The 24,362-nt window shown below is 33.2% G+C and carries 21 protein-coding genes; 19 read left to right on the top strand and 2 right to left on the bottom strand.

Translation table 11 applies throughout. From position 1 onward, the window contains the following. The first annotated feature begins 133 nt into the window (after window positions 1–133). Together BO51_RS08050 and BO51_RS08045 are read left to right on the top strand one after the other, a co-directional pair. Window positions 134–1,351 carry a transposase gene (locus BO51_RS08050; RefSeq protein ID WP_496485656.1) on the top strand — a complete coding sequence of 406 codons (1,218 nt, stop codon included), beginning with the start codon at window positions 134–136 and terminating at the stop codon, window positions 1,349–1,351. Window positions 1,352–1,592: 241 nt separating this feature from the next. Beyond that, the gene (locus BO51_RS08045; protein WP_496485654.1) at window positions 1,593–2,084 is read left to right on the top strand and encodes a DNA-deoxyinosine glycosylase; all 492 of its coding nucleotides are present in this window, start codon (window positions 1,593–1,595) and stop codon (window positions 2,082–2,084) included. Between the two features lie 8 nt (window positions 2,085–2,092). Here the strand turns inward: BO51_RS08045 and BO51_RS08040 are convergent, their stop codons facing one another. Further along, entirely contained in the window at window positions 2,093–2,443 is a 351-nt protein-coding gene (locus BO51_RS08040; RefSeq protein ID WP_496485652.1) for a DUF2200 domain-containing protein, read from the bottom strand. 90 nt (window positions 2,444–2,533) lie between these two features. On the opposite strand from BO51_RS08040, the gene BO51_RS08035 reads away from it, so the two are divergent. From BO51_RS08035 to BO51_RS07980, 12 genes are all read left to right on the top strand, one after another. After that, window positions 2,534–4,258 (top strand): sigma-54-dependent Fis family transcriptional regulator, encoded by a 1,725-nt coding sequence (locus tag BO51_RS08035; protein ID WP_496485650.1) that lies wholly within the window; start codon window positions 2,534–2,536, stop codon window positions 4,256–4,258. A 17-nt stretch (window positions 4,259–4,275) separates the two neighbouring features. Then, complete coding sequence (locus tag BO51_RS08030; RefSeq protein WP_496485648.1) at window positions 4,276–4,890, top strand: DedA family protein; 615 nt, start codon at window positions 4,276–4,278, stop codon at window positions 4,888–4,890. 290 nt (window positions 4,891–5,180) lie between these two features. Then, on the top strand, window positions 5,181–6,389 hold the full coding sequence (dpaL, locus tag BO51_RS08025) for a diaminopropionate ammonia-lyase (protein ID WP_496485646.1): 1,209 nt from the start codon (window positions 5,181–5,183) through the stop codon (window positions 6,387–6,389). A 16-nt stretch (window positions 6,390–6,405) separates the two neighbouring features. Then, the gene (gene ygeW, locus BO51_RS08020; RefSeq protein ID WP_496485644.1) at window positions 6,406–7,596 is read left to right on the top strand and encodes a knotted carbamoyltransferase YgeW; all 1,191 of its coding nucleotides are present in this window, start codon (window positions 6,406–6,408) and stop codon (window positions 7,594–7,596) included. A gap of 18 nt (window positions 7,597–7,614) precedes the next feature. Next, on the top strand, window positions 7,615–8,922 hold the full coding sequence (locus BO51_RS08015) for a YgeY family selenium metabolism-linked hydrolase (RefSeq protein WP_496485642.1): 1,308 nt from the start codon (window positions 7,615–7,617) through the stop codon (window positions 8,920–8,922). Window positions 8,923–8,968: 46 nt separating this feature from the next. Next, window positions 8,969–10,669, top strand: a complete 1,701-nt coding sequence (locus BO51_RS08010) for a 4Fe-4S dicluster domain-containing protein (RefSeq protein ID WP_496485640.1) — start codon at window positions 8,969–8,971, stop codon at window positions 10,667–10,669. A gap of 38 nt (window positions 10,670–10,707) precedes the next feature. Continuing rightward, complete coding sequence (gene ssnA / locus BO51_RS08005) at window positions 10,708–12,030, top strand: putative aminohydrolase SsnA (protein ID WP_496485638.1); 1,323 nt, start codon at window positions 10,708–10,710, stop codon at window positions 12,028–12,030. 22 nt (window positions 12,031–12,052) lie between these two features. Beyond that, window positions 12,053–13,411 (top strand): uracil-xanthine permease family protein, encoded by a 1,359-nt coding sequence (locus BO51_RS08000; protein WP_496485636.1) that lies wholly within the window; start codon window positions 12,053–12,055, stop codon window positions 13,409–13,411. 52 nt (window positions 13,412–13,463) lie between these two features. Continuing rightward, on the top strand, window positions 13,464–14,870 hold the full coding sequence (gene hydA, locus BO51_RS07995; protein ID WP_496485634.1) for a dihydropyrimidinase: 1,407 nt from the start codon (window positions 13,464–13,466) through the stop codon (window positions 14,868–14,870). An 8-nt stretch (window positions 14,871–14,878) separates the two neighbouring features. Continuing rightward, complete coding sequence (gene xdh / locus BO51_RS07990; RefSeq protein WP_496485632.1) at window positions 14,879–17,491, top strand: selenium-dependent xanthine dehydrogenase; 2,613 nt, start codon at window positions 14,879–14,881, stop codon at window positions 17,489–17,491. Between the two features lie 352 nt (window positions 17,492–17,843). Beyond that, the gene (locus BO51_RS07985) at window positions 17,844–18,245 is read left to right on the top strand and encodes a hypothetical protein (protein WP_496485630.1); all 402 of its coding nucleotides are present in this window, start codon (window positions 17,844–17,846) and stop codon (window positions 18,243–18,245) included. Window positions 18,246–18,629: 384 nt separating this feature from the next. Then, on the top strand, window positions 18,630–19,112 hold the full coding sequence (locus BO51_RS07980) for a hypothetical protein (protein WP_496485628.1): 483 nt from the start codon (window positions 18,630–18,632) through the stop codon (window positions 19,110–19,112). Between the two features lie 824 nt (window positions 19,113–19,936). Here BO51_RS07980 and BO51_RS07975 read toward each other — a convergent pair. Continuing rightward, complete coding sequence (locus tag BO51_RS07975) at window positions 19,937–20,881, bottom strand: helix-turn-helix domain-containing protein (RefSeq protein ID WP_496485626.1); 945 nt, start codon at window positions 20,879–20,881, stop codon at window positions 19,937–19,939. Between the two features lie 131 nt (window positions 20,882–21,012). On the opposite strand from BO51_RS07975, the gene BO51_RS07970 reads away from it, so the two are divergent. From BO51_RS07970 to BO51_RS07950, 5 genes are all read left to right on the top strand, one after another. Further along, complete coding sequence (locus BO51_RS07970) at window positions 21,013–21,159, top strand: hypothetical protein (protein WP_496485624.1); 147 nt, start codon at window positions 21,013–21,015, stop codon at window positions 21,157–21,159. Between the two features lie 61 nt (window positions 21,160–21,220). Beyond that, window positions 21,221–21,613, top strand: a complete 393-nt coding sequence (locus BO51_RS07965; protein WP_496485622.1) for a hypothetical protein — start codon at window positions 21,221–21,223, stop codon at window positions 21,611–21,613. A gap of 42 nt (window positions 21,614–21,655) precedes the next feature. Beyond that, window positions 21,656–21,835, top strand: a complete 180-nt coding sequence (locus tag BO51_RS07960; protein WP_496485620.1) for a hypothetical protein — start codon at window positions 21,656–21,658, stop codon at window positions 21,833–21,835. Between the two features lie 202 nt (window positions 21,836–22,037). Next, on the top strand, window positions 22,038–22,841 hold the full coding sequence (locus BO51_RS07955; RefSeq protein WP_496485618.1) for a hypothetical protein: 804 nt from the start codon (window positions 22,038–22,040) through the stop codon (window positions 22,839–22,841). Beyond that, entirely contained in the window at window positions 22,841–23,890 is a 1,050-nt protein-coding gene (locus tag BO51_RS07950; RefSeq protein ID WP_496485616.1) for a hypothetical protein, read from the top strand. The genes BO51_RS07955 and BO51_RS07950 overlap by 1 nt, the downstream gene beginning before the upstream one ends. The last annotated feature ends 472 nt before the right edge of the window (window positions 23,891–24,362 follow it).

The raw sequence follows: 24,362 nt of genomic DNA, 5'->3' as shown, positions 1-24,362 counted from the left end.
TTGAGTAAATTTCATAATTTAAAAACGTTGATTTTACTAATTTCTACGATAACAAAAAAGGATTTCACCCCATTAATATCGAATATGTTAAGTGATACCAAAACAAAAAACGATGGGGGTGAAATCACTTAACATGTATATTCGACAAACATCTTTTTTTTCCTTTGAAGAAATTATTAAATTTCAGCAACAATCTAGATTAGAATTAATTTTATCTAATATTGATGTCTCTAAACTTGCTAACGAACTCAGGAAACCTTCTAATTCCAAGGGGCCTAAAGGTTATGAGCCTGAGGCTTTAATTTATTCATTAATCGCAATGCAGGTTGAAAAAATTGATACTATTAAGGATTTAGTTGTCAAGCTTAAAGAAAATCCTGTACTTCGATATTGCTGTGGTTTTGATGTACTTGGTAAGGTACCATCTGAATCCAATTTTAGTAGATTTCTTGAAAAACTATCAAACTCAGAATCTCTTGAACAGATTTTTCATGACTTAGTTATTAAAGCTAAAGAACTTGATATCATTGACGGAGAGCATATCTCCATAGATTCAACTAAATTGGATTCTTTTGAAGCTGCTAAGCCAAAGAAAGACATTGTTCACGACGGTACTAATCCAAACTGGGGAATGAAAAAAGATACCAATGGCAACAACATACGATGGTTTGGTTGGAAACTCCATATTCTTTGTGATTCCAAAAGTGAGTTGCCACTAGATCTGCTAATCTCCCCAGCTAGCAATTATGATGGTACCATGGCTTTGCCTTTGATAAAGCAATTCTTTGAAAACTATAAAGATACCTTTAAACCTAAATATTATGCTATGGATTCTGCCTATGATCTTAATTATGTCTACAAGACCATAATCAACGAATATCAAGGCATTCCAATAATAGCTTACAATCCAAGGGGTAGCTATGCTCCACCTGAAGGATTAGATGAAGATTTTAATCCTATTTGTTCAGGAGGCTACAAGCTAGTTTACTGGGGCAAAGATGGAAATTATTTAAAATTTAGATGCCCTCATGCCCTAGGACAGTGTGATTGTCCACACGGGATGAACTGGTGCTCAAGCTCTAATTACGGCTATACCCTTAAAGTAAACTATAAAGAAAATCCAAGGTATTATGGTTATCCTTTACGATATACAGATGCTTGGAAAAAGCAATATGATAAAAGAACTTCCGTAGAAAGGTGTTTTAGTAGATTAAAATGCTACCTAAACCTCAATAATGTAAGGTCTAAAGGTATTAAAAAAGTCAAGGTCCACGCAATATTAAATTGCATAGCGCTAATATCAGGTACCATAGCAATAAACACAATGAAATCTTTAAGTAAAGCAGCTTAACAAACTACATAAATATACTAAGAATTGAGGATTTTACTGTCGAAAATATTAATAATAATTTCAAAATCCCATTTATTAATGGGCTAATTCTTTATACTCTTTTTTAACCTTGATTAAAAAAGCTAATTATGCAATTTCCTCATTTATGAATTAATATGGATATGCTTTTTCAAATATTTTTTTAGGCAGTATTAAGAAATTTACCATAATTGCGTTTTATTTAAATTTAAGAGGAGATAATATGATAGAATCATTTGAACCAATAGCATCAAAAAATAGCAAAATATTAATATTAGGAAGCATGCCAAGCGTGATATCGCTTAATAGGCATCAATACTATGGAAACAGGCAAAACGCTTTTTGGAAGATAATATTTGAATTATTTGATGAAGAATTAGCAGATGACTATGAAAAGAAGAAAAACCTACTCATTGAGAATCGTATAGCGCTTTGGGATGTTATAAGAATTTGCGAAAGAGATGGAAGTAGTGACTCAAATATTAAAAATGAAGAAGCGAATGACTTCGAAACTTTTTTTAATACGCAAAAAAACATCGAAGCAGTTTTTTTTAATGGCAAAAAAGCAGAAGAAGTTTTTAAAAAGAAAGTAAAGGGAAAGGCCAATATACCATATGAAATAATATTTAAAGCCTTGCCATCAACTAGCCCAGCCAATGTGATGAAATATGAAAATAAAAAAAGAGAATGGGAGATTATATTGAAATTTTTGTAGAACTCACTCTAACTTCTCAGTATTTTTTCTATAGCTTTGCCCTTTGCCAATTCATCAATCAATTTATCGAGATATCTGATTTCTTTCATCAGTGAAGGGCTCATTTCTTCTATTCTTATCCCGCAGATGACACCCTTTATTTTTTCTCTATTTGGGTTAAGCTCTTTAGCATTTTCGAAGAACTCCTGGAATGTCACATTATTTTCTAATGAATTATTTAAATCCTCTTCATCATACCCAGTAAGCCACATGATTATTTTATCTACATCTTCTTTGCTTTTTCCCTTTCTTTCAACTTTCTTCACATAGAGGTCATAGACTTGTGCGAAAGGCATACTATAAATTTTGTGGTTTTCCAATTGTTATCGCTCCTTTTTATTCTAGTTGATTCAATATTTACCCATATTGTGATATAATTATTTGTAATTATTGAACTTGTAGGTGGTTTTATGTACGATATTTCAAATATTTCTCAGATTGTTCAAAAATATGCACAAATCACTGCGTCTATCGCAGGGGTCGATGTTGAAGTTGTAAACTATAAACTCATAAGAGTTGCTGGTACAGGAATATTTAACGAATTGTTGAATGAAGATGTCTCAGAGAATTCACACATATATAAAAATGCCATTCTGACAGGAGAAAGGCAAATCGTATATGAACCTGGGAAGGATGAAAGATGTAAAAACTGCAAGGAAAAAGATATATGCCAAGAGAAATTTGAAATATCCATGCCGATTAAGCTAAATGAAGATATTTTAGGAGTAATTGGCATGGCTTGCCCTACTGAAGAAGCTAAAGAATACATTGTAAAAAACTTAGATAATTATTTGCTGTTTTTAGAGCAAATTGCAGATTTTATTTCTACCAGGGCTTATGAAGAGCAGGAGTCTTTATTTAGGTCGGCTATGTATGATACTTTAAAAACGGTAATCAAAAACATGGATGAGGGCGCTATAATAATCGACAATGGCGGCCTGGTAGATACCATAAATCCAAGCGCCAAAAAACAATTAGGCATAACTAGAATAATTAATAAAGAAAAGATAGGGATAATACCTACAGGTGATACTGTTGAAAATAGTTTAGAATATAGGGTTAAAATAGGTGAAAATGAAAACAAAGTAATTGGCGATATAATAGATATACCAAATAATCCGATGTACAAACAAGTCATGCTGTTTAGGGATATCAACAAAGTTCATACAAATATTTATGAGATGACATCTACAATAAATGTAATGGGAGCAGATAGAATAATTGGCTCGAGTCCTCAAACGAAGGCTCTGAAAGAGGAGATAAAGAAAGTATCTAATTCAATATCAACAGTGCTTATAACTGGAGAGAGCGGTAGCGGAAAGGAAGTAGTAGCTACTGCTATATGGCAAAATTCAGATAGAAGAAACAACAGGTTTGTGGCGATAAATTGTGCTGCCATTCCTGAACCTCTGCTTGAAAGTGAACTTTTTGGCTATGTTAAAGGGGCATTTACTGGCGCTGATCCACGGGGTAAAATTGGAAAATTTGAACTCGCAAACAACGGCGTGATTTTTTTAGATGAAATAGGGGACATGCCGATATACTTGCAATCGAAGATTTTAAGAGTAATTCAAGACAAAAAAGTCACAAGAATAGGTTCTAACCAAGTTATACCATTGGATTTAAGAATAATAGCTGCGACTAATAAAGACTTGAGAAAGATGATAAACGAGAATAAATTTAGAGAAGACCTCTATTACAGACTGAATGTCATTCCAATTCATATTGTGCCGTTGAGGGAGAGAAAAGAAGATATATTAGATTTATTGTACTATTTCATAGACTATTATAGGAAACTGTTTGGGAAAAAATTTGTTAAAATAGAAGAGTATACTGTACAGAAATTGTTAGATTATCCGTGGTATGGCAATGTTAGGGAATTAGAAAACACTGTGGAATTTATGGTGAATATGATGGAAGATGGTGTCATAAACAATTCTTCTCTTCCATTAAATATAAGAAACAACAACGAGATAAACATCTCGAAGGATTTGATCAGACCATTAAAAGAGATTGAATTAGAAGAGATAAAGAAAGCTATTGATTATTTTGGCGACACTACAGATGGCAAGATGAAAGCTGCAAAAGCATTAGGAATTGGAATTGCGACACTTTATAGAAAACTTAACGAATAGTGTATTGGAGTGTTTTTATGCAAGATGCAATGATTGACTTCGTGAATAATTATGGATATTTTGCCATATTTATACTTATATATATAGAGAATATTTTTCCGCCTATTCCGTCTGAAGTGGTTTTGCTTTCAGGCGGAGCATTGACAGTTACAACAGATATGAATGTATTTGGGACCATTGTCTATGCGACATTTGGCTCGCTTATTGGAGCTATGACACTTTATTTTGTAGGCAGAGCTTTTACACGAGAAAGCCTAATAAATCTATTGAACACTAAGATCGGGAAAAGACTCAGATTAAAACCTGAATCCATTGACAAAGCTCAAGACTGGTTTACTAAGTATGAAGAAAAAGCTGTCTTAATATGTAGATGCATTCCTATTGTAAGGAGCATTATTTCAATTCCTGCTGGGTTTGCTAGAATGAATGTTTTTAAATTTGTGCTCCTCACATCAATAGGGAGTTTAATTTGGAACACAATTTTAGTAAATTTGGGCGCTTTGTTTGGCGAAGCGTGGGAAAATGTCTTAAAATATTACACTGGCTACAAATACATTATTTTAGGGCTAGCAATTGTTGCTGTACTATACTTTAGTTATAAATTTTATAAAAAGAAAAAAATAAATTTATAAATTCTCGGGGAAACCCGAGTTTTTTTAACCTTGTTTTTATCAAAATGATAATCGACAAATAAATCACATATTCAGAAGCTTTTAGACTTTATCAAAACGATAAACCATTATCAAATTGATAAAAATACCATTTTATTCTAAGGATAGCTTATTTTATGCATTTTAAAAACTAGCATTTTACTAACTTTCATTTTATAAAATATACAATATTTCCAAATTTGCAAACGATTGTTTGGCATGGTTCTTGCACTATATAATAGCAAGAGTTCAATGGGAAGAAAGGTGAAGAGATGAGTACAAAATACGAGATCGTTGCAAACGACATAAAGACACGAAAAAAAGCCGATTTGAGCTTTTTGAGTGAAGATATGGCAAAAAAAGTCTTGAAGTTTCATAAGAGTTTTCCTCAATACAGTGAAACTCCATTGGTTGAGCTGAAAAACTTAGCAGAATATTTAAAAGTAAAGGATATTTTTGTTAAAGATGAGTCTTTTAGATTCGGGCTGAATGCTTTCAAAGTTTTAGGCGGGAGTTTTTCTATAGGCATGTATATTGCTCAAAGACTTAATAAAAAGATTGAGGATTTGACTTTTGAGGAACTGACAAGCGATGAGACAAAAGAAAAGCTTGGCGATATAACCTTTATCACTGCAACAGATGGAAATCATGGAAGGGGCATAGCTTGGACTGCCGAACAACTTAGGAAGAAAGCAATTGTTTATATGCCAAAAGGAAGTGCTATTGAAAGAAGAGATAGAATTAGAGCGCATGGTGCAGAATGCGAGATATTGGATTTGAATTACGATGATTGCGTCAGATATGCAAATAAAATTGCAGAAGAAAAAGGTTATGTAATGGTTCAAGATACATCATGGGAAGGATATGAAGACATACCAAGATGGATTATGCAAGGGTATATGACTATGGCATATGAAGCATACAATAAGTTAAGTTCTAGAAATATTGTGCCTACACACATATTTATACAAGCAGGGGTTGGCTCTTTGGCTTCTGCTGTGACAGGATTCTTTAGTTCAGCATACAAAGAGAATAAACCTATTATAACGATTGTGGAGCCTGACAAGGCTGCTTGCTTATTCCAAACCGCTCAGTACGACGACGGCAGATTGCATCCCGTTACAGGAGATATGAACACAATTATGGCAGGATTAGCTTGTGGAGAACCTGTTACTGTTGGGTGGGAAGTACTTCATTCGAATTGTGAGTTTTTCTTAAAAGTTCCAGATAATACTGCTGCTCATGGAATGAGAGTTTTAGGAAATCCATTGAGAAAAGACGAAAGAGTAATATCAGGCGAGAGTGGCGCAGTGACAACTGGCGTAGTATCACAGCTTATGAGATTGGATGATTTAAAAGACATTAGAGAAAAGATGAAATTAGATGACAATTCGATTTGCCTGTTATTTAGCACAGAAGGCGACACATATTTTGAAGGATATTTAAATGTAGTATGGAACGGTGCGTATCCAAACGAATAAAAAAAGGGGAGATATTATGAATTTCAATGAATTGATGGGTCAATTAAAACAACTTGATTACAAAAATTTGTATCACAATGATTTTTTTCTAACTTGGGACAAGACACAAGATGAGTTGATGGCTATATGGACTGTGGCTGATATGTTAAGAAGGCTTAGAGAAAACAATATAAGCCCTAAAGTCTTTGATTCGGGACTAGGCATTTCGATATTTAGAGATAATTCTACAAGAACAAGATTTTCTTTTGCTTCAGCTTGCAATCTATTAGGCCTTGAAGTTCAAGATTTCGAAGAAGGAAAATCTCAAGTAGCTCATGGCGAAACTGTAAAAGAAACAGCAAACATGATTTCGTTTATGGCTGATGTCATAGGAATCAGAGACGATATGTATATAGGAAAAGGACATACATATCAAAAGGCTGTCGCTGACTATGTTGAAGAAGGATATAGAGAAGGAGTGCTTGAGCAAAGACCTACTATAGTAAATCTTCAATGCGACATCGACCACCCAACTCAAACTATGGCTGACGCATTGCACTTGATAAACGAATTCGGTGGAATAGAAAATTTAAAAGGCAAAAAAATTGCCATGACTTGGGCTTATTCTCCTTCATATGGCAAACCGCTTTCTGTTCCTCAAGGCATAGTAGGACTTATGACGAGATTGGGAATGGATGTTGTTCTAGCGCATCCAGAAGGATATGAAATCATGCCAGAAGTAGAAGAAGTAGCTTTGAAAAACGCTAAGGATTATGGCGGATCATTTACAAAGACTAATTCAATGGAAGAAGCTTTCAAAGATGCTGACATTGTTTATCCAAAGAGCTGGGCTCCATTTGCAGCCATGGAAGAAAGAACTAACCTATATGGCGAAGGAAAATTTGACGAGATAAAAGAGCTTGAAAAAAGACTTTTGGCGCAAAATGCAGAGCATAAGGATTGGGCTTGCACTGAGGAGCTAATGGCTACCACAAAAGGTGGAAAAGCTTTGTATATGCATTGCTTACCAGCTGATATTACAGGGCTAAGCTGTAAAGAGGGAGAAGTAGATGAATCAGTATTTGATAGATATAGAGTGCCATTATATAAAGAAGCTAGCTACAAACCTTATGTAATAGCTGCGATGATATTTTTACAAAAGATAAAAAATCCTGAAGTCACGATGAAAGATTTATTTGATCAAAATAAAGCTAGATTAATTAGATAAAGGAGAGCAAAAAAGAACATGGAAAAAGAAAAAGTTTTAGAGCTTGCTAAAAAATATGAAAAAGACATGGCTAAATTTTTAAGGGATTTGGTGAAAATTCCAGGAGAGAGTGCTCAAGAAGAAGGAGTAGTTAAGAGAATAGAGCAAGAAATGAAGGCGCTTGATTTCGACAAAGTTCAAATCGATCCAATGGGAAATATACTTGGATTTATAGGCAAAGGCGAAAAAATAATTGGATTTGACGCTCATATTGATACAGTTGGCATAGGAAATAGAGAAAACTGGAAATTCGACCCATATGATGGCTACGAAACTGAAACGGAAATTGGTGGAAGAGGTACATCAGATCAATTAGGCGGCATTGTGATCGCAGTATACGGCGCAAAGATAATCAAAGAGCTTAATCTTTTAAGCGATGAATACTCTGTCATGGTTACAGGAACAGTACAAGAAGAGGATTGCGATGGTCTTTGCTGGGAGTATATCATTAAGGAAGACAAGATCAGACCTTTGTTTGTCGTTTCAACAGAGCCTACTGATGGTGGCATCTACAGAGGACAAAGGGGAAGAATGGAAATCAGAGTAGATGTTTCAGGAGTTTCTTGCCATGGCTCCGCACCAGAAAGAGGAGACAATGCTATATACAAGATGGCTGAAATCCTTCTAAATATCAGAGATTTAAATGAGAATGATGCTTCTGATGAGAATGAAATTAAAGGTTTAGTTAAGATGTTAGACGAAAAATACAATAAAAAGTGGAAAGAGGCTAGATTTTTAGGCAGAGGAACTGTTACAACTTCAGAAATATTCTTTACTTCACCAAGCAGATGCGCAGTAGCTGACTCTTGCTCAATATCATTGGATAGAAGAATGACAGCTGGAGAAACCTTTGAAAGCTGTTTAGATGAAATAAGAGCTTTACCGGCAGTTAAAAAATACAATGCAAAGGTGAGCATGTACACATATGAAAGACCAAGCTGGACTGGGCTTGTATATCCAATAGAATGTTATTTTCCAACATGGGTAATACCAGAAGACCATAAAGTAACTGAAGCGCTTAAAGAAACCTATGAATCTCTTTATGGCAGCAAGAGAACTGGATCAAAAGAAACAGAACAAGAAAGAGTTTCTAGACCTCTAGTTGACAAATGGACCTTCTCTACTAATGGCGTATCTATAATGGGTAGAAATGGAATACCAGTTATTGGATTTGGTCCAGGAGCAGAAGCGCAAGCTCATGCACCAAATGAGAAGACATGGAAAGATGACTTAGTAAAATGCGCAGCTGTGTACGCATTGCTTCCATCAGTATATACTTCTAAATAATGATAAGCCCTCTAAGGGCTTGTCATAATAAAGAAAGGTGTTTATAATGAGTGACAATTTAATTCCCATGGATTTTAGCAAATTGCTAGATGTAGTTTTAAATGACTATGAAAAGCACAAAAAGATTTTTGAAATAGAAGAGAATAATTTCTATAGATACGAAAAAGACATTTCTATTGATTACTTAGGAAATAAATTAGTTTCTCCAATAGGACCCGCAGCAGGACCGCATACACAACTAGCCCAAAATATAATCACTGCTTATTTGACTGGTTCTAGGTATTTCGAAGTAAAGACAGTGCAAGTTGTAGATGGAATTGATATGCAGAAAATGATTGCTAAACCTTGTATTGACGCAAAAAATGTAGGTTATAACGTAGAGTGGTCGACTGAATTGACAGTAGAAAATGCAATGGAGCAGTATATATACGCATCTTGTCTAATTGAAGCTATGGCTAAAGAGCTTCAGATTTCAAACGATAAGGATTTTATCATAAATATCAGCGTAGGATATGATTTGGAAGGTATAAAATCACAAAAGATAGATAGCTTTATTGAAAACCTAAAAGATGCATCAAACACCAACGCATTTAAAAATGCAATTGCAATACTTAAGGAAAATATAGGTAGATTCAGCAACTTAACTGTTGAAGATGTGGATAATATATCGCCAAACATCTCAAATATAGTGACTTTATCCACAATGCATGGCTGCAAAAAAGAAGAAATCAAAAGCATTGCCACTTATTTGATTGAAAACAAAAAGATGAACACTTTTGTAAAGTTGAATCCAACTCTTTTGGGCTATGATAATGTGAGAAAAATTCTAGATGATTTAGGATACAATTCGATTGAGCTATCAAAGACAGATTTTGAAAACGATTTACAATTTGATGATGCGGTAAAACTAGTAAAAGATTTAAAAGAGATTTCTGATAGAAATGGATTAACAAGTGGGATAAAGATCACCAATACTCTTCCGGTTTACAACACCAGAGAAAAATTGAGTGGAGATAAAATGTATCTGTCTGGAAAACCTTTATTTCCTATAGCTATAGGTGTTGCAAAGAAATTCTTTGAAGCATTTCCTGAGCTACATATATCTTTTTCAGGTGGCATAGACAAGGAAAATGTGAGCAAAGTATTGGAAACCGGTATAATGCCAGCAACATTTTCTACAATTTTACTGAAACCAAGAGGTTATTTAAACACGATAAACATTGCAAAAAAAGTCGAACAAATACAAGATTTAGAATTGGGCAAACTGAATTTGGAAAAATTAACAAAATTGATTGAAGAAACAAATACAAGTGAGAACTATAAAAACAAAGGTGAAAAAGAAACTTTAAATGATCAACTCACTGCATTCGATTGCTTCAAAACAAGTTGTGGCATATGTGTGGATACTTGCCCAAATAGAGCGAATATAAAATTGGAGGTTCCAAATTTATCTGCGAGCTATCAGATCATACATCTTGATTCAAGATGCAACGAATGCGGAAACTGCGCTGACTTCTGCCCTAAAGGCGGAAAGCCTTACTTTAAAAAAATCACAATCTTTGAAAATGAAGTAGACTTTAAACATTCAAATAATCCTGGTTTAAAGAGATTGGACGGATCTAAATATTTAATCAGAGGTATTAAAGGGGAAATTGCAGAAATCGAAATAGATATTGAGGAAGAATCATCTGATTTGTTTATGACAACAGTCAAAGAGCTAATAAAGAAATACCCTTATCTTTTCTAAGCGATTATTTTATGTATTGAAAGAATGGAGTGAAAGCAGTGATTATAGGAAACGGTACAGTCATAACAAACGATGAGAAAAATACTTTCATCGATGACGGAGCAATTCTCATTAAAGACAATATAATAGTTGAGATTGGAAGATATAAAGACTTATTGGATAAATACAAAGATGAAGAAGTAATAGATGTAGATAAAAGACTGATTATGCCAGGGTTTATTTGCGCTCACAGTCATATTTATTCTGCATATGCGAGAGGAATGAATGTAAATAAAGACACTTCAGGCTTTTTGAATGTGCTGGAAAATTTATGGTGGAATTTGGATAAAAAATTGACTTTAGAAGATGTCAAATTAAATGCTTACACTACTTATATTGAATCTATAAAAAACGGAGTGACCACTTTAATAGACCATCACTCAAGCCCAAATGCCATAGAAGGCAGTTTATTTAAGATAAAAGAGGCTGCTTTAGAGATCGGCATAAGAACTAGTTTGTGTTATGAAGTCAGCGATAGAGACGGAGCACAAAAGCGAGATTTAGGAATAAAGGAAAATATAGATTTTATCAAAGACTGCCAAAATGACAATTCTGACATGATCAAAGCGCTGTTTGGATTACATGCGTCATTTACATTATCCGACGATACCCTTTACAAGGTTAAAGAAGCCACAGATGGATTAGAAATTGGCTTTCACATTCATGTCGCAGAAGGCATACAGGATCAATTTGATTCGCTTGAAAAATATGAGAAGCGAGTAGTTCAGAGGTTGTTTGACTTTGACATGTTAAATGAAAAAAGCATTGCGGTGCACTGTGTGCATGTAAATCCTCTAGAAATGGAAATTTTAAAAGAAACTAAAACAAATGTTGTTCACAATCCTCAAAGCAATATGAATAATGCTGTGGGATGCCCTAACGTGTTAAGTATGCTAGATATGGGGATGAATGTTGGATTGGGTACTGATGCATACACGAATGATATGTTCGACTCTATGAAGTGTGCAAATATACTGCATAAATTTTACACCTATGACAATACCGTTGGTTTTAATGAAACAAAGAAAATGCAATTTGAAAACAATCCCAAGTTATTGAGGAATTATTTCAAACATGAACTTGGAATCATAAAAGAGGGTGCATATGCTGATGTTGTTACACTTTCTTATGACCCAATAACACCAATAGACGAGAACAACTGGTTTGGGCATCTAATATTTGGATTAAGCGGGAAAGATGTAAACGACACTATGGTAAATGGAAAATTCATAATGAGAGATAGGACAATATTGACTGCTGATGAGGAAAAGATAAATAGAGACTCTAGACAAAGGGCAAAGGAAATTTGGAAGTTGATTTAACACATCCTTAGGAGGTTAAAAAATGGAAAACAATACAAGTAAAAATACATCTTTATTTAGTTTAGACGGCAATCCCAGTTTAAAAGTAGCACTACCCATGTCGCTTCAGCACCTATTAGCGATGATTGTAGGGAACGTATTGCCTGCACTAGTACTTTCAGGAGCGCTTGGATTAGACGCTAATCAAAGGATTCAATTAGTACAAGCAAGCATGTTCATTGCAGCAATAGGAACATTTCTTCAATCGTTTCCAATCTTTGGCGTTGGATCAGGGCTTCCTGTAATAATTGGCGTTAGTTTTGCATATATCCCAACAATATTGGCGATAGGCGGAGAATATGGGATAGGGGCGATATTTGGAGCACAGATATTCGGTGGTATTACAGCATTTGTAGTTGGCATATTCATCAAGAAAATCAGGAAATACTTTCCGCCAATGGTTGCTGGAACAGTTGTTTTCACAATAGGGTTGTCGCTTTACAGAGTTGCAGTAAACTACATGGCTGGTGGTTTCCAGGCTACCGATCCAAGATATGGCGGATTAATTTATTGGGGAATTGCAGTGCTTACTCTAGTTGTGGTTTTATTGTGCAATATGTTCGGGAAAGGCTATGTTAAACTTGCTGCTATTTTAATAGGGATAATAGTAGGTTATATTGCTAGTTTATTTGCAGGAATAGTTTCATTTGACAGCATTCAAACTGCATCTTGGTTTAATTTGCCAAAGATCGTGCCGTATAAATTTGATTTTCCACCTGCGGCCATTGCCACGATGATGGTCATGTTTGCAGTCAATGCAGTACAAGCTGTTGGTGATTTTTCTGGCACTACTGTAGGTGGTATGGATAGAGAACCAACTGATGAAGAACTATCAAATGGAATTAAAGCAAATGGAATTTTGAGTATAATAGGCTCATTCATTGGGGCATTGCCAACAGCTACTTATAGTCAAAATGTAGGCATAGTTGCAATGACAAAAGTAGTTAGTTTAAAAGTATTTAGATTGACTTCGCTTTTCATATTGGCAGCTGGTTTTGTGCCAAAGTTTGGAGCGTTCATGACATCTATACCACAATGTGTAATTGGTGGGGCAACGATATCTGTATTTGCACAAATTACAATGACTGGTATGAAATTGATAGTTCAAGACGAAATGTCAGTTAGAAATACAACTATAGTTGGGCTTGGCATAGCACTAGGAATGGGGATTACACAAATACCTCCTGAGGGACTTCAATATTTGCCAGAGTGGTTTAAAATGGTATTTGCAAGTTCACCAGTTGTTCTAGCTACAGTAGTTGTATTTTTACTAAATTTAATATTGCCTAATAAGACATTAGCAGAGGAAGAAGCAGAAAGAAAGGCCATCGAAAATAAGTAGAGACATAAGGGTATAGCATCTTGCTATATCCTTAAAGCTTAGGAGGCAAATTATGAAGACATTAATTAAAAATGGGCTTATAATAAACCCTGACACAACATTTTATGGTTCTGTTTTAATAGAAGACGGACTCATTACAGAGATAGGGAAAATTGAAAATATAAATGACGGCAATGTAATTGACGCAAAAGGAGACTTAGTTATACCGGCAGGAGTAGATGTACACACGCATATGGACTTGGATTTAGGCAAATTTAGAGCTGTGGATGATTTTTATTCCGGTTCAATCGCTGCATTGTGTGGAGGGACTGCTACAATTGTAGATCATATTGCATTTGGACCAAAAAATTGTGAATTAAACTTTATGATAGATCGATATCACAAACTAGCAGATGGCAAAAGTCTTTGCGATTATTCATTTCACGGCGTCATTCAACATGTGAATGAAAGCACTTTTGAAGAGATGAAAAAATTGGTGGAAGAAGGCATAACGAGTTTTAAAATCTATATGACTTACGACAACAGATTGTCCGATGAAGAAATACTGAGAGTCTTGAATATGGCTAGAGAATTGCAAGCGACTATAGCGGTGCATGCCGAAAATCATGGAATAGTGACATATTTAAGACAGTATTTTGGCGACAATGGATACAGAAAACCTATATACCATGCCCTTTCAAGACCTAATGTATCAGAAAGCGAAGCTATAAATAGGATGATTTCACTTTCTGAAATAGCAGGGTATCCCAATTTGTATTTTGTCCATGTATCCACTAAAGAGGGTTTAAGCGAGATAATTAATGCAAGAAGAAATGGAGCTAAGAATATATACGGTGAAACCTGTACTCAATATTTAACTTTAGACATGGAAAATTACGATAGAAAAGACAATGAAGGCGTAAAATACATAATGGCTCCGCCTTTAAGGACAAAAGAAGATATTGAAGCACTTTGGAGCGGGATTAAAAATAAAGATATAGATGTTATAGCGACGGACCATTGTCCTTTTATGCTTGATGAAAAGCTGATTGCTAAAGATGATTTTAGACTAGCTCCTGGTGGAGTAGGTGGTGTTGAAGAAAGGATAGAAGTGATTCTGACAGAAGGAGTAAAGAGAGGGATTTCTCTAAACACTTTAATTGAAAGATTGTGCTTGAATCCTTCTAAAATATTTGGCATCAAAAATAAAGGGAGCATAAACATAGGAAACTATGCAGATATAACTATATTAAAAAAACAAAGGTATATTATTGAAAAATCAAACCGTCATTCTAAGTCTGATTATACTGTTTATGAGGGATTTGAATCGCATTTTAAAGTAGACAAGGTGTTTTTAAGAGGTGAGATTGTTGTGGAAAATGGCGAAATATGTGATGAATTGAAGACGGGAAAATTCATTCAAAGAAGTCTGAAATTAGATGACAATTTTCTATTAAATGATAAAGAAATAAAGGAATGAGGTAAAAAATGTATACTCTAAACATTAATGATAATATTTACAATGTCAAAGAAGATATGCTGCTTATAGATTATTTAAGAGACGTGCTTAAGATCACATCTGTAAAGGATGGCTGCAAAGAGGGAGCTTGTGGCACATGCACAGTAATAATAGATGGAAAAGCTCAAAGAGCATGTACACAAAAGTTGTCTAGATTAGAGAATAAAAAAATACAAACAATTGAAGGCTTTACACAAAGAGAAAGAGATGCTTTTGTGTATGCTTTTGGCAAAGTAGGAGCAGTACAATGTGGATTTTGTATACCTGGAATGGTTATAGCTGGAAAATGTTTAATAGATAAAAACCCTGATCCAACTAAAGAAGACGTTAAGATGGCAATAAAGACTAATATATGCAGATGCACTGGATACAAGAAGATAGAAGAAGGAATATTATTAGCAGCAAAGATATTAAGAGAAAATCTAGAAATACCAGAATTTGATAACACAATCAAATTAGGCGAAATAGTAAAAAGAGTAGATGTAGAAGACAAAGTACTTGGCACTGGGAAGTATGCAGATGATTATTATGTAGAAGGCATGCTGTATGGAAAAAATGTATTTACTAAATATGCTAGGGCTAAAATACTTTCGATTGATACTTCGAAAGCAGAACAATTAGAAGGTGTGGTTGCCGTTTACACAGCAAAAGATATTCCGGGCAATAGGTATATTGGGCATTTAGCAAAGGATTGGCCAGGCATGATCGACATAAATGAACAGACAAAGTGCATAGGCGACACTTTGGCAATGGTTGTGGCAGAGACTAAAGAAATAGCACAGAAAGCGTGTGAACTAGTAGAAGTTCAATACGAAATCCTAAAACCAATAACAAGCCCTGAAGAAGCTAAACAAGAAGGTGCTCATCAAATACATGGTGAGGGATTTATGCATTTTGGTAAGTTTAGAGTTCCTGAAAACAACTTATTTGATCATGAAGAAGTTAAAAGAGGAGATGTAGAGGGTCAATTCAGTAAAGCTAAGTATTTTGCAGAAGGAACATTTGAGCTTCCTCCCACAGAACATGCTTTTATGGAAGTTGAATCCGCACTTGCAATGCCTTATGAAGATGGCGTTTATGTAATTACAGGTGGGCAAGGGATATACGATGAATACAATGAAATAAGCGAGTATTTAGGGATTCCAAGAGAAAAAGTAAGAATTCATTCAGCTTATGTAGGCGGTGGATTTGGTGGTAAAGAAGACATGAGCGTGCAGCATCAAGCAGCATTGTGTGCATATTTAACAAAGAGACCCGTCAAAGTTTCTTTTACAAGACAAGAAAGCATTAATTATCACCCCAAAAGACATGCAATGAAGATATACGCAAAAATCGCATGTGACGAAAATGGAAAATTGTTAGCTTTAAAAGCTAGGCTAACTTCAGATACTGGAGCATACGCTTCACTTGGTGGGCCAGTATTGCAAAGGGCTTGTACACATATGGGCGGACCTTATAATTATCAAAATGTCGATATTGAAGGAAATGCGTATTATACTAACAACCCACCTGCTGGAGCATTTAGAGGATTTGGAGTAACTCAATCAGTGGCAGTTATAGAGTGCTTGATAAATGAATTAGCAGAAAAAGCAGGATTGTCTGGTTGGGAAATTAGACATAGAAATGCTATTAGACCAGGAGAAGTGCTGCCTAATGGACAGATTGCAGATGAGGGCACTGCCATAGTTGAGACATTGGAAGCTTTAAAAGAAGAATTCTACAAATATGAAAATGATCCTAATTATTATGTTGGAATTTCTTGCGCAATGAAAAATTCGGGGATAGGTGTAGGACTAAAAGACACAGGAAGATGTAATCTAAAAATTAAAGATGGGAAAGTGTATATTAGGTCATCTGCTGCGGATATGGGGCAAGGAATACAAACAGTTCTAATGGAGATAGTGGCGTATACGACGGGATTGACAACTGACAAATTGGTTGTTGAACATCCCGATACAAGTTATACTCCTGATTCGGGAACTACCACAGCATCAAGGCAAACTGTATTTGCAGGAGAAGCTGCTAGGATTGCGAGCACCCAACTAAAAGAGGACTTAGACAGTGGACTTACACTTAATGACCTAGACGAAAAAGAGTATAAAGGAGAATTCGATTACAAAACTGATCCAATGGGCTCAGAAAAAGAAAATCCTGTGAGTCATATTGCTTACGGTTACGCCACACAGATTTGTGTATTAGATAAAGAAGGAAAAGTCGTAAAAGTATTTGCAGCTCATGATGTAGGAAAAATCATAAATAAAACTGGGGCAGAAGGTCAAGTTGAAGGCGGCATTGCCATGGGTCTAGGCTATGGATTGACTGAGGATTTTCCATTAAAAGATGGAGTGCCACAAGTCAAATTAGGCACACTTGGGTTATTTAAAGCTCATCAGATGCCAGAAATTGAAGTAAAATTAATAGAGAAAAACCCATCGGACAAACCAGCTTATGGAGCAAAGGGAATAGGAGAAATTGTTGCAACACTTATGGCTCCTGCTTTACAAAACGCCTATTATAAAAAAGACGGGATATTTAGATATAAATATCCATTAGAAAATACATTTTACAGCAAGAAGAAATGAGAATGTTAGATGAGCTAATTGATATCAATTAGCTCATCTGCTTTTAAACTGAATATAAAAACCACAACAAGTCTACAATAAATATCCATAAAAAAATAATTTTTTTATTTGATTTACTCTTTTCCTAGTACAATAAATTTCTATTAATACAACCAAATAGCATCAATTTCTATTATTGTATTAGGCTTGCTATTTGGGACATTGCCTTTTAATACTGAATTTCATGCATCAATTCGAGAGGTTTTTATTGAATGGTACGAAAGATTGACCTTGTTTAGATGCTAAGTAAGATACTTGGTATTGTACTTGAATATATAAATAGTTTAATGTATGCTTAATGAAAGTTGATTTCATGAAAAAACTTATATTGCTTATAGCGGTAATAGTTTTAACAGGGTTTATAGTAATAGGCTGTACTAATCAAAATCCTCCTGATGAAAATATAGAATTACCAGAAGGTACAGATCAACAAGTATTATCTGATGATCAACTAGTTCAATATGAAGGTAAGATAGCTATAATCACTGAAGATGTAGTTTTAAAAGACCCATATGTAATTACAGTAGATACTAATGATAATAATATTTATCAAACATTAGAAAATGAGGAATTTCAATTAAATAAAAATGACATGGTAATAGTAATTGAGGAAAATGGTAATGAAAAAGGGTTACAAGATGGAATAGGAATAGTATTAGAGCGAAAAGAAGACTGGGTAAGGATGTCCATGCCTATGCAGGAATCTGATCTTTAGTTTAAATCAGAAGATCTGTCATATGATTTTGATACATCAGTAATTGATATTAAAAACTAATAAAATATAATTATTCCTTTGCAAATGATCCCTTAAAATAAAATTAATCAGAAGTATTGGAAAATAGTACTTGATTTAAAGAAGAGATAAGTAATGAAAAAGAAGAATATAACAACAACTTCAATTTTAATAATTATTATAATTGCTATAGCAGTATGGGTAAGAAGCAGTAATGTTAATCCCTTAAAAAGCATAAATACATATGTTTGACTTCACTTGTGTAATTGAGTGCCTATCACTTATAATGCAAATAAAGTGATAAGGGCAATGGTCACAGAACTAAAAAATGAAAGGATGACCATTATGAAAACATTGGAGGTTATTATGAAAAAAAGAACAATCATATTACTTGTTATGGCGTATGTGCTTGTATTAGCTGGATGTACTCCGCAAGAAGAACAGACAGAAACTGAATCTTTGGTTGGGTATATAGTTATTGAAGACAATACATTATATTTGGATAGAGTTGAAATAGTTACGATTGAAGATATTGATAGAATAGCAGAACTTGAATTAAATCAAAATGAGGATCTTCCTAATGGGTATTATATTCATAACCCAGACATAGAGAAAGAGGAATATGAATTAACAGACAAAACATCATATACTTTTATTGATTCGGATCTTCTTTTTATAAATGATGAAGACAGCGATAGATCTTATACTACTACAAAAAAAGATGAATTCATTCAACATCTGGAAACATCATATTCTGATGAACCTCCTGCTCAAAGAGTTCCTTTCTTTATTGAAGTGAAAGATGGTGAAGTAATAAGTATCACAGAAAAACTTGAGTTCACAATTTAGCTAAATGAGGGATGTATTTCTTTGTGCAAAAGGTCACAGAACACATAATAAATTTTGACTATATAAAAATTAATAGTTATTTATTGACAGTATATATACTACAGTCGGGCATGGTTATATTTGTGATATGAGATAACACATTTGTGACAAGAAAATAAAGGCCTTTGATATGAGGGTACTGAAAAACATTAAGTGTTTTTAAAATTTAAAATCTAAGAAATAAAATTAGAACGAACTAGTGATATTTTCTACCACTAGTTCGTATTCTGTGTGCACCCAGTACAGGTAACAATTGGGTGGTGAAAATCCACTACTACTATATACAGTTAAGGTAGAGGGTACAAGGGATGAATATGGTCGCTCTTATACGGGGAGGTCTTATGGATAGGGGAAAACAAAGTATGGACCATGGTTGAAACAAGATTTGTTACTACAAACAAATCAACAGAGGGAATACTAGAAGAAATCATGTCCAGAGATAATATGGATCAATTCTATCTAATGGAATAAGGTTAAAACTAAATTCGAAAACCTACAGAAATTAGGAATAGGCAACTAAAAAGCATGGGGATGGGCGAATACAAGAAAAGCTACTGGCATACAGCCAATAGCAGGATTCTTATAACAACCATTAAGATAGTATCAAAGGATTATAAATATATGATAATATTTGTAATTTATGATAATACATTAATTAAAAATGTAGCGAATATTATTTATATAAAAAGGTAAATAATAGATGACCTTAAATAAATTTATTTTAATCGTAAATTATTGAAATAAGTCTATTTTTTCATAGAGTTTAATAAAGAACCATAGCTAAATTAAAGTTCTGAAAAATCAAGAGAATATTTATCCCTTATTAAATCGACCATATAATTATAATGTTTCATATTACCTTCTATTTTTAAAATATATAGGCATTTTTTAAAAGAATCTAAGTAAGTTTCATTACCAAGATTTAACTTAGCAACTGCCTCTCTTAAAAATAGGAAATGAAGCATATCTATGTGTCCTTTATTTAATGACAATTCAATACCTTTTTTAGCATATTTAAGTGCTTCTAAGTGATTATCCAGTCTATGATAATTATATGAGATGTTTGCGTATGATTTAATAGCATACATATCTTCTGTTTTATCACTAAAACTATCAATATTAAGAGTACTCAAAATAAATTCAGAAACAATTATACTCAATTCACAATTTCTTAAGTCGCCTAAACAGGCAGCAGCAACTACAAGTAATCGTATTTCTAATGCAGTGTATCTAAAATCTGAACATTTCTCAATATTAAATTCTGGATTTGTCAAACTAATAGCATAACATGTGGTTTCGAGAGCTTGAGATATATCTCCTCTGTATCTAGAACTAACAGCTGATACAAAACAATCAATTTGTTCTAATTCAATATGATTTATTAAATGCAAATCACCACTTTGATTTAGCTCAATGAGAAATTCATTATGTAATTTAGGAATTTGATTAAATTTCCCATAGATCATTAAATGATCAATTTTCTTATAGAAATCAAATAATAATCCATATCTTTGATAATTAGAGAGAAGCTTAAGTAAGTCCACTTTATAAAATAGGCTTAATTGAACCAGTGTATCGTTACGCGGAATACAAAAACCATTTTCAATCTTTCTTATAGTATCTATGTTAATAGATGTTTCCCTTGAAACCTCTGCTTGAGAAAAGCCTAAAGATCTCCTTAATTCCTTTAGCTTTTCTCCAAATTTTTTTGTGTCATATGATTCGAACATTGTATCCCCTTCTTCCACCCCCGATTTTAATCGGGTATTTTATTTCTATAAAATAGTATAACATAAAAATATATAATTTAATATTTAATGAATATAGGTATAACAATGGTTTATTAGGAGGTAGTATACATATGGGAGTTGTTACTAGATACTTAAAATTATGCTTGATTTTAATGATAATTATTAACTTGATAGGATTTTCAAAGTCAGAAATAGGATTTTGTGGGGATGATGATTATATAATTCCTTGTGTAACTAATGTAAGCCAATTAAGATAAAAATTTTACTTATTTAGGAATTAAACAATATCAGAAGAGTATATATGAGGAAGGTGATTTCATGAAAAAACTTATATTGCTTATAGTAGTAATAGTTTTAACGGGATTTATAGTAATAGGCTGTACTAATCAAAATCCTCCTGATGAAAATACAGAATTACCAGAAGATACAGCCCAACAAATAATATCTGATGATCAACTAGTTCAATATAAAGGTAAGGTAGCTATAATCACTGAAGATGTAGTTTTAAAAGACCCATATGTAATTACAGTAGATACAAATGATAATAATGTTTATCAAGCATTAGAAAATGAAGAATTTCAATTAAATAAAAATGACATGGTAATAGTAATTGAGGAAAATGGTAATGAATGCAGAGTTGTTCAAGCATTTGGGGATATTCCACGTATTCGAGGAACAATTGATAAAAGTAATCTCAGTTATGACGAGTAACTTTTTGCCAATAATGCTAACCAAGCTGTTGTAAAAAATGCAATGAGCTATGATGAAGTTAATGGGAATGAAAAAGGTTTACAAGATGGAGTAGGGACAATCTTAGAGCGAAAAGAAGACTGGGTAAGGATGTCCATGCCTATGCAGGAATCTGATCTTTGGTTTAAATCAGAAGATTTATCATATGATTTTAATACATCAATAATTGATATTGAAAAATAATAAAAAGTGACAGTACTTTGAAATTTATTAGATTTTATATTTATGATTTATAGAATTATAGTAAACAAATAATGAACTTCACATTATTCCTATTCAGAGAAAAATTCACCATCGATGATATAAAATGTTTAAATATCAAAGTTTGGGTGTCTAAATATATCTTTATATTTGACACTACGTGAAGCAAGTTGGGGGTAAAAAAATGAAAATAGTTTTATTATTTTTTAGAAGGAATTTCAAGAAATTCACAGGTATAATGTTCTCTATGATATCTTTCCTTTTGGTAATGAATCTCATATTAGGGATAATATTATCAGTGAAGGATCAATTTAAAACAGATATAGTTGATAACACTGATTTATATTTTATAGAAGTGTATAACGAGGAATCTCCTATGGATATACCCCTAGAGTTAAGAGATGAAGTTAATTCTCTGGATGGAGTAGAGTCCTCATTTTTTGACTTTTCTCATCCAGTAAAGATTACTGATAGCCAAATAAACAACCTAGATATGACAAATATACTTGGAGTTGAGACAAAGGCATTAAAATATTTTAATATTGAAGAAATTGATGTAAAAGATGATTTTATTTTTATTAATAATGAATTAGAAAACAATGAAAAATTTAGAGATCTCAAAAAAGGAGATAAAGTTTATATTAGAGACTATAAATATGTAGAAAAAGATGGTGTGATGGATAGTGAAGAGTATCTAATAGAGAGAACATTTTACGGTTTTTTTGAATTTAATGAAAACCATATATTTAGAAACAATATATCACTGATTAATTATGACACAGCAGAAGAAATTGCAACAGGTATGACGAGAACAGGAGAGCCATTTTTTAGCAGGTTTATAGTTATTGTGCCAGAAGTTGATAAATTAGAAGAAGTTGCAAATTTCATTTTAGCCGTTGGTATGTTAGTCTTGATAGGAACAATAAAGCTTATTAGAACATTTAAGCCTAATAATAGTTTGAATTTTTACAAAGAGGTGTTAAAATAATGACGAAAATTATAAATTTAATTTCAATTTTACTAATATGTTTAATAATTATGAGTGGATGTAGTATTAGTACAAAAACAGACCTTTTTATTGACAAAGAAAATAATGGGGACAAGACTTTTAATATAGTACAAAACCCAATTTTTTATGTAGAGCCTTATGATGGATACCTCAAATATACTTATTATGACGATAATGATTCAGTAGTAAAAAAAGTGAACATAGGATATGAAGAAATTAAAAAAGAAGATCTTTTAACCCTAAGTAGTAGCGGAAACTACATATTGGTTCAAAAAAATATGGGGAAAGAAATTGATAGACTTGTATCCCTAAAGGATCTAAGAAGTTATCCGCTTAAATCGAGTGGATATCAGATAATAGCGGAAAACAATGAAAGTATTCTTTTTCAGAGATTTAATCATAATGGAAACCTATGGACAGTGGAGATTTTTGATAAGTCTAATGCTACAATAAGTGAGAGTGTTTTCTATAAAAAAATAAATGAAACAGCCTCAGAAATGAATGAAGGCATAAGTTTGGGAGATAATCAGTTTGTATTTCTTTTCAGAGAAGCCGATGGTACTTATCTTGCTTATGTAAATGGTAATGACCTAATATATGATAAATTAAGTGATGATATAATGAGGGATATAAAGATATTAAAAAGTGAAGAAAACAAATTAGTTATATACAAAGGATACAAGGAAAGTGATTTTAAAAGTTTAATTGAGCCTCAAATAATATATTTAACCTACAGGGTAGAAGATAACAAATTGAATGTAAATGTAGATAAGATTATTAGTATTAGAGATAAAAATGTAGACCTTGATGGCAGTGACTGCCTTGAATTTATAAATAACGAAGATGGGAGCTACTCTATGCTGTTTAAATACAAAGGAAATAGCGCTATAAAAGTATTAGAAATAAATCAGTCTGGAGATATGGTGGAAAAAGATTCAATAAATAACTTTGATACAAAGCGAGTTAGAGCTGAAGGTAATGGCTTCTATTGTTTTGATGGGAAACAATTAATTTTTCTAGATAAGTAAATAAATTTATGGATTTACTTAAATTGTAATAATAAAAGCATTAAAGATAATACATTTTAAACCGAGAATAAATGAGAGTGTCAGATGAGTTAATTGATATCAACTAACTCATCTGTTTTTAAACTACACATAAAGGGTATATATTGTTAAACTAATGATAGTGTAAAGTAGCCTATGAAAAAACAGGATAAAAAAAATAGGCTCATAAGAACCTAGAAAATCGCAAAATTATACTTTTATGGTAGTTGTCGCCACCCTTGACTGCATTACAAAACAATGCTGTTAAGTTAACACCGACGGCGAAAAAACTCAAGAACAGAAAAGTTTCACCGTCTCGTTCGCAGCATTGTAGCATTGTTTTTACACGCCATCAAGGGCAAGCCCTAGCGGGTGGCTAGTTTACCTCAGGCTCTAAAATCTAAGAACAGATAAAAATTAAGATGCAGGATTTTCTTGCATATTAAGAATAACC

It is taken from the genome of Soehngenia saccharolytica DSM 12858, from assembly GCF_059568515.1.
The sequence above is the reverse complement of the archived record's forward strand: the minus strand, read 5'-3'. Positions and strand labels throughout refer to the sequence as shown.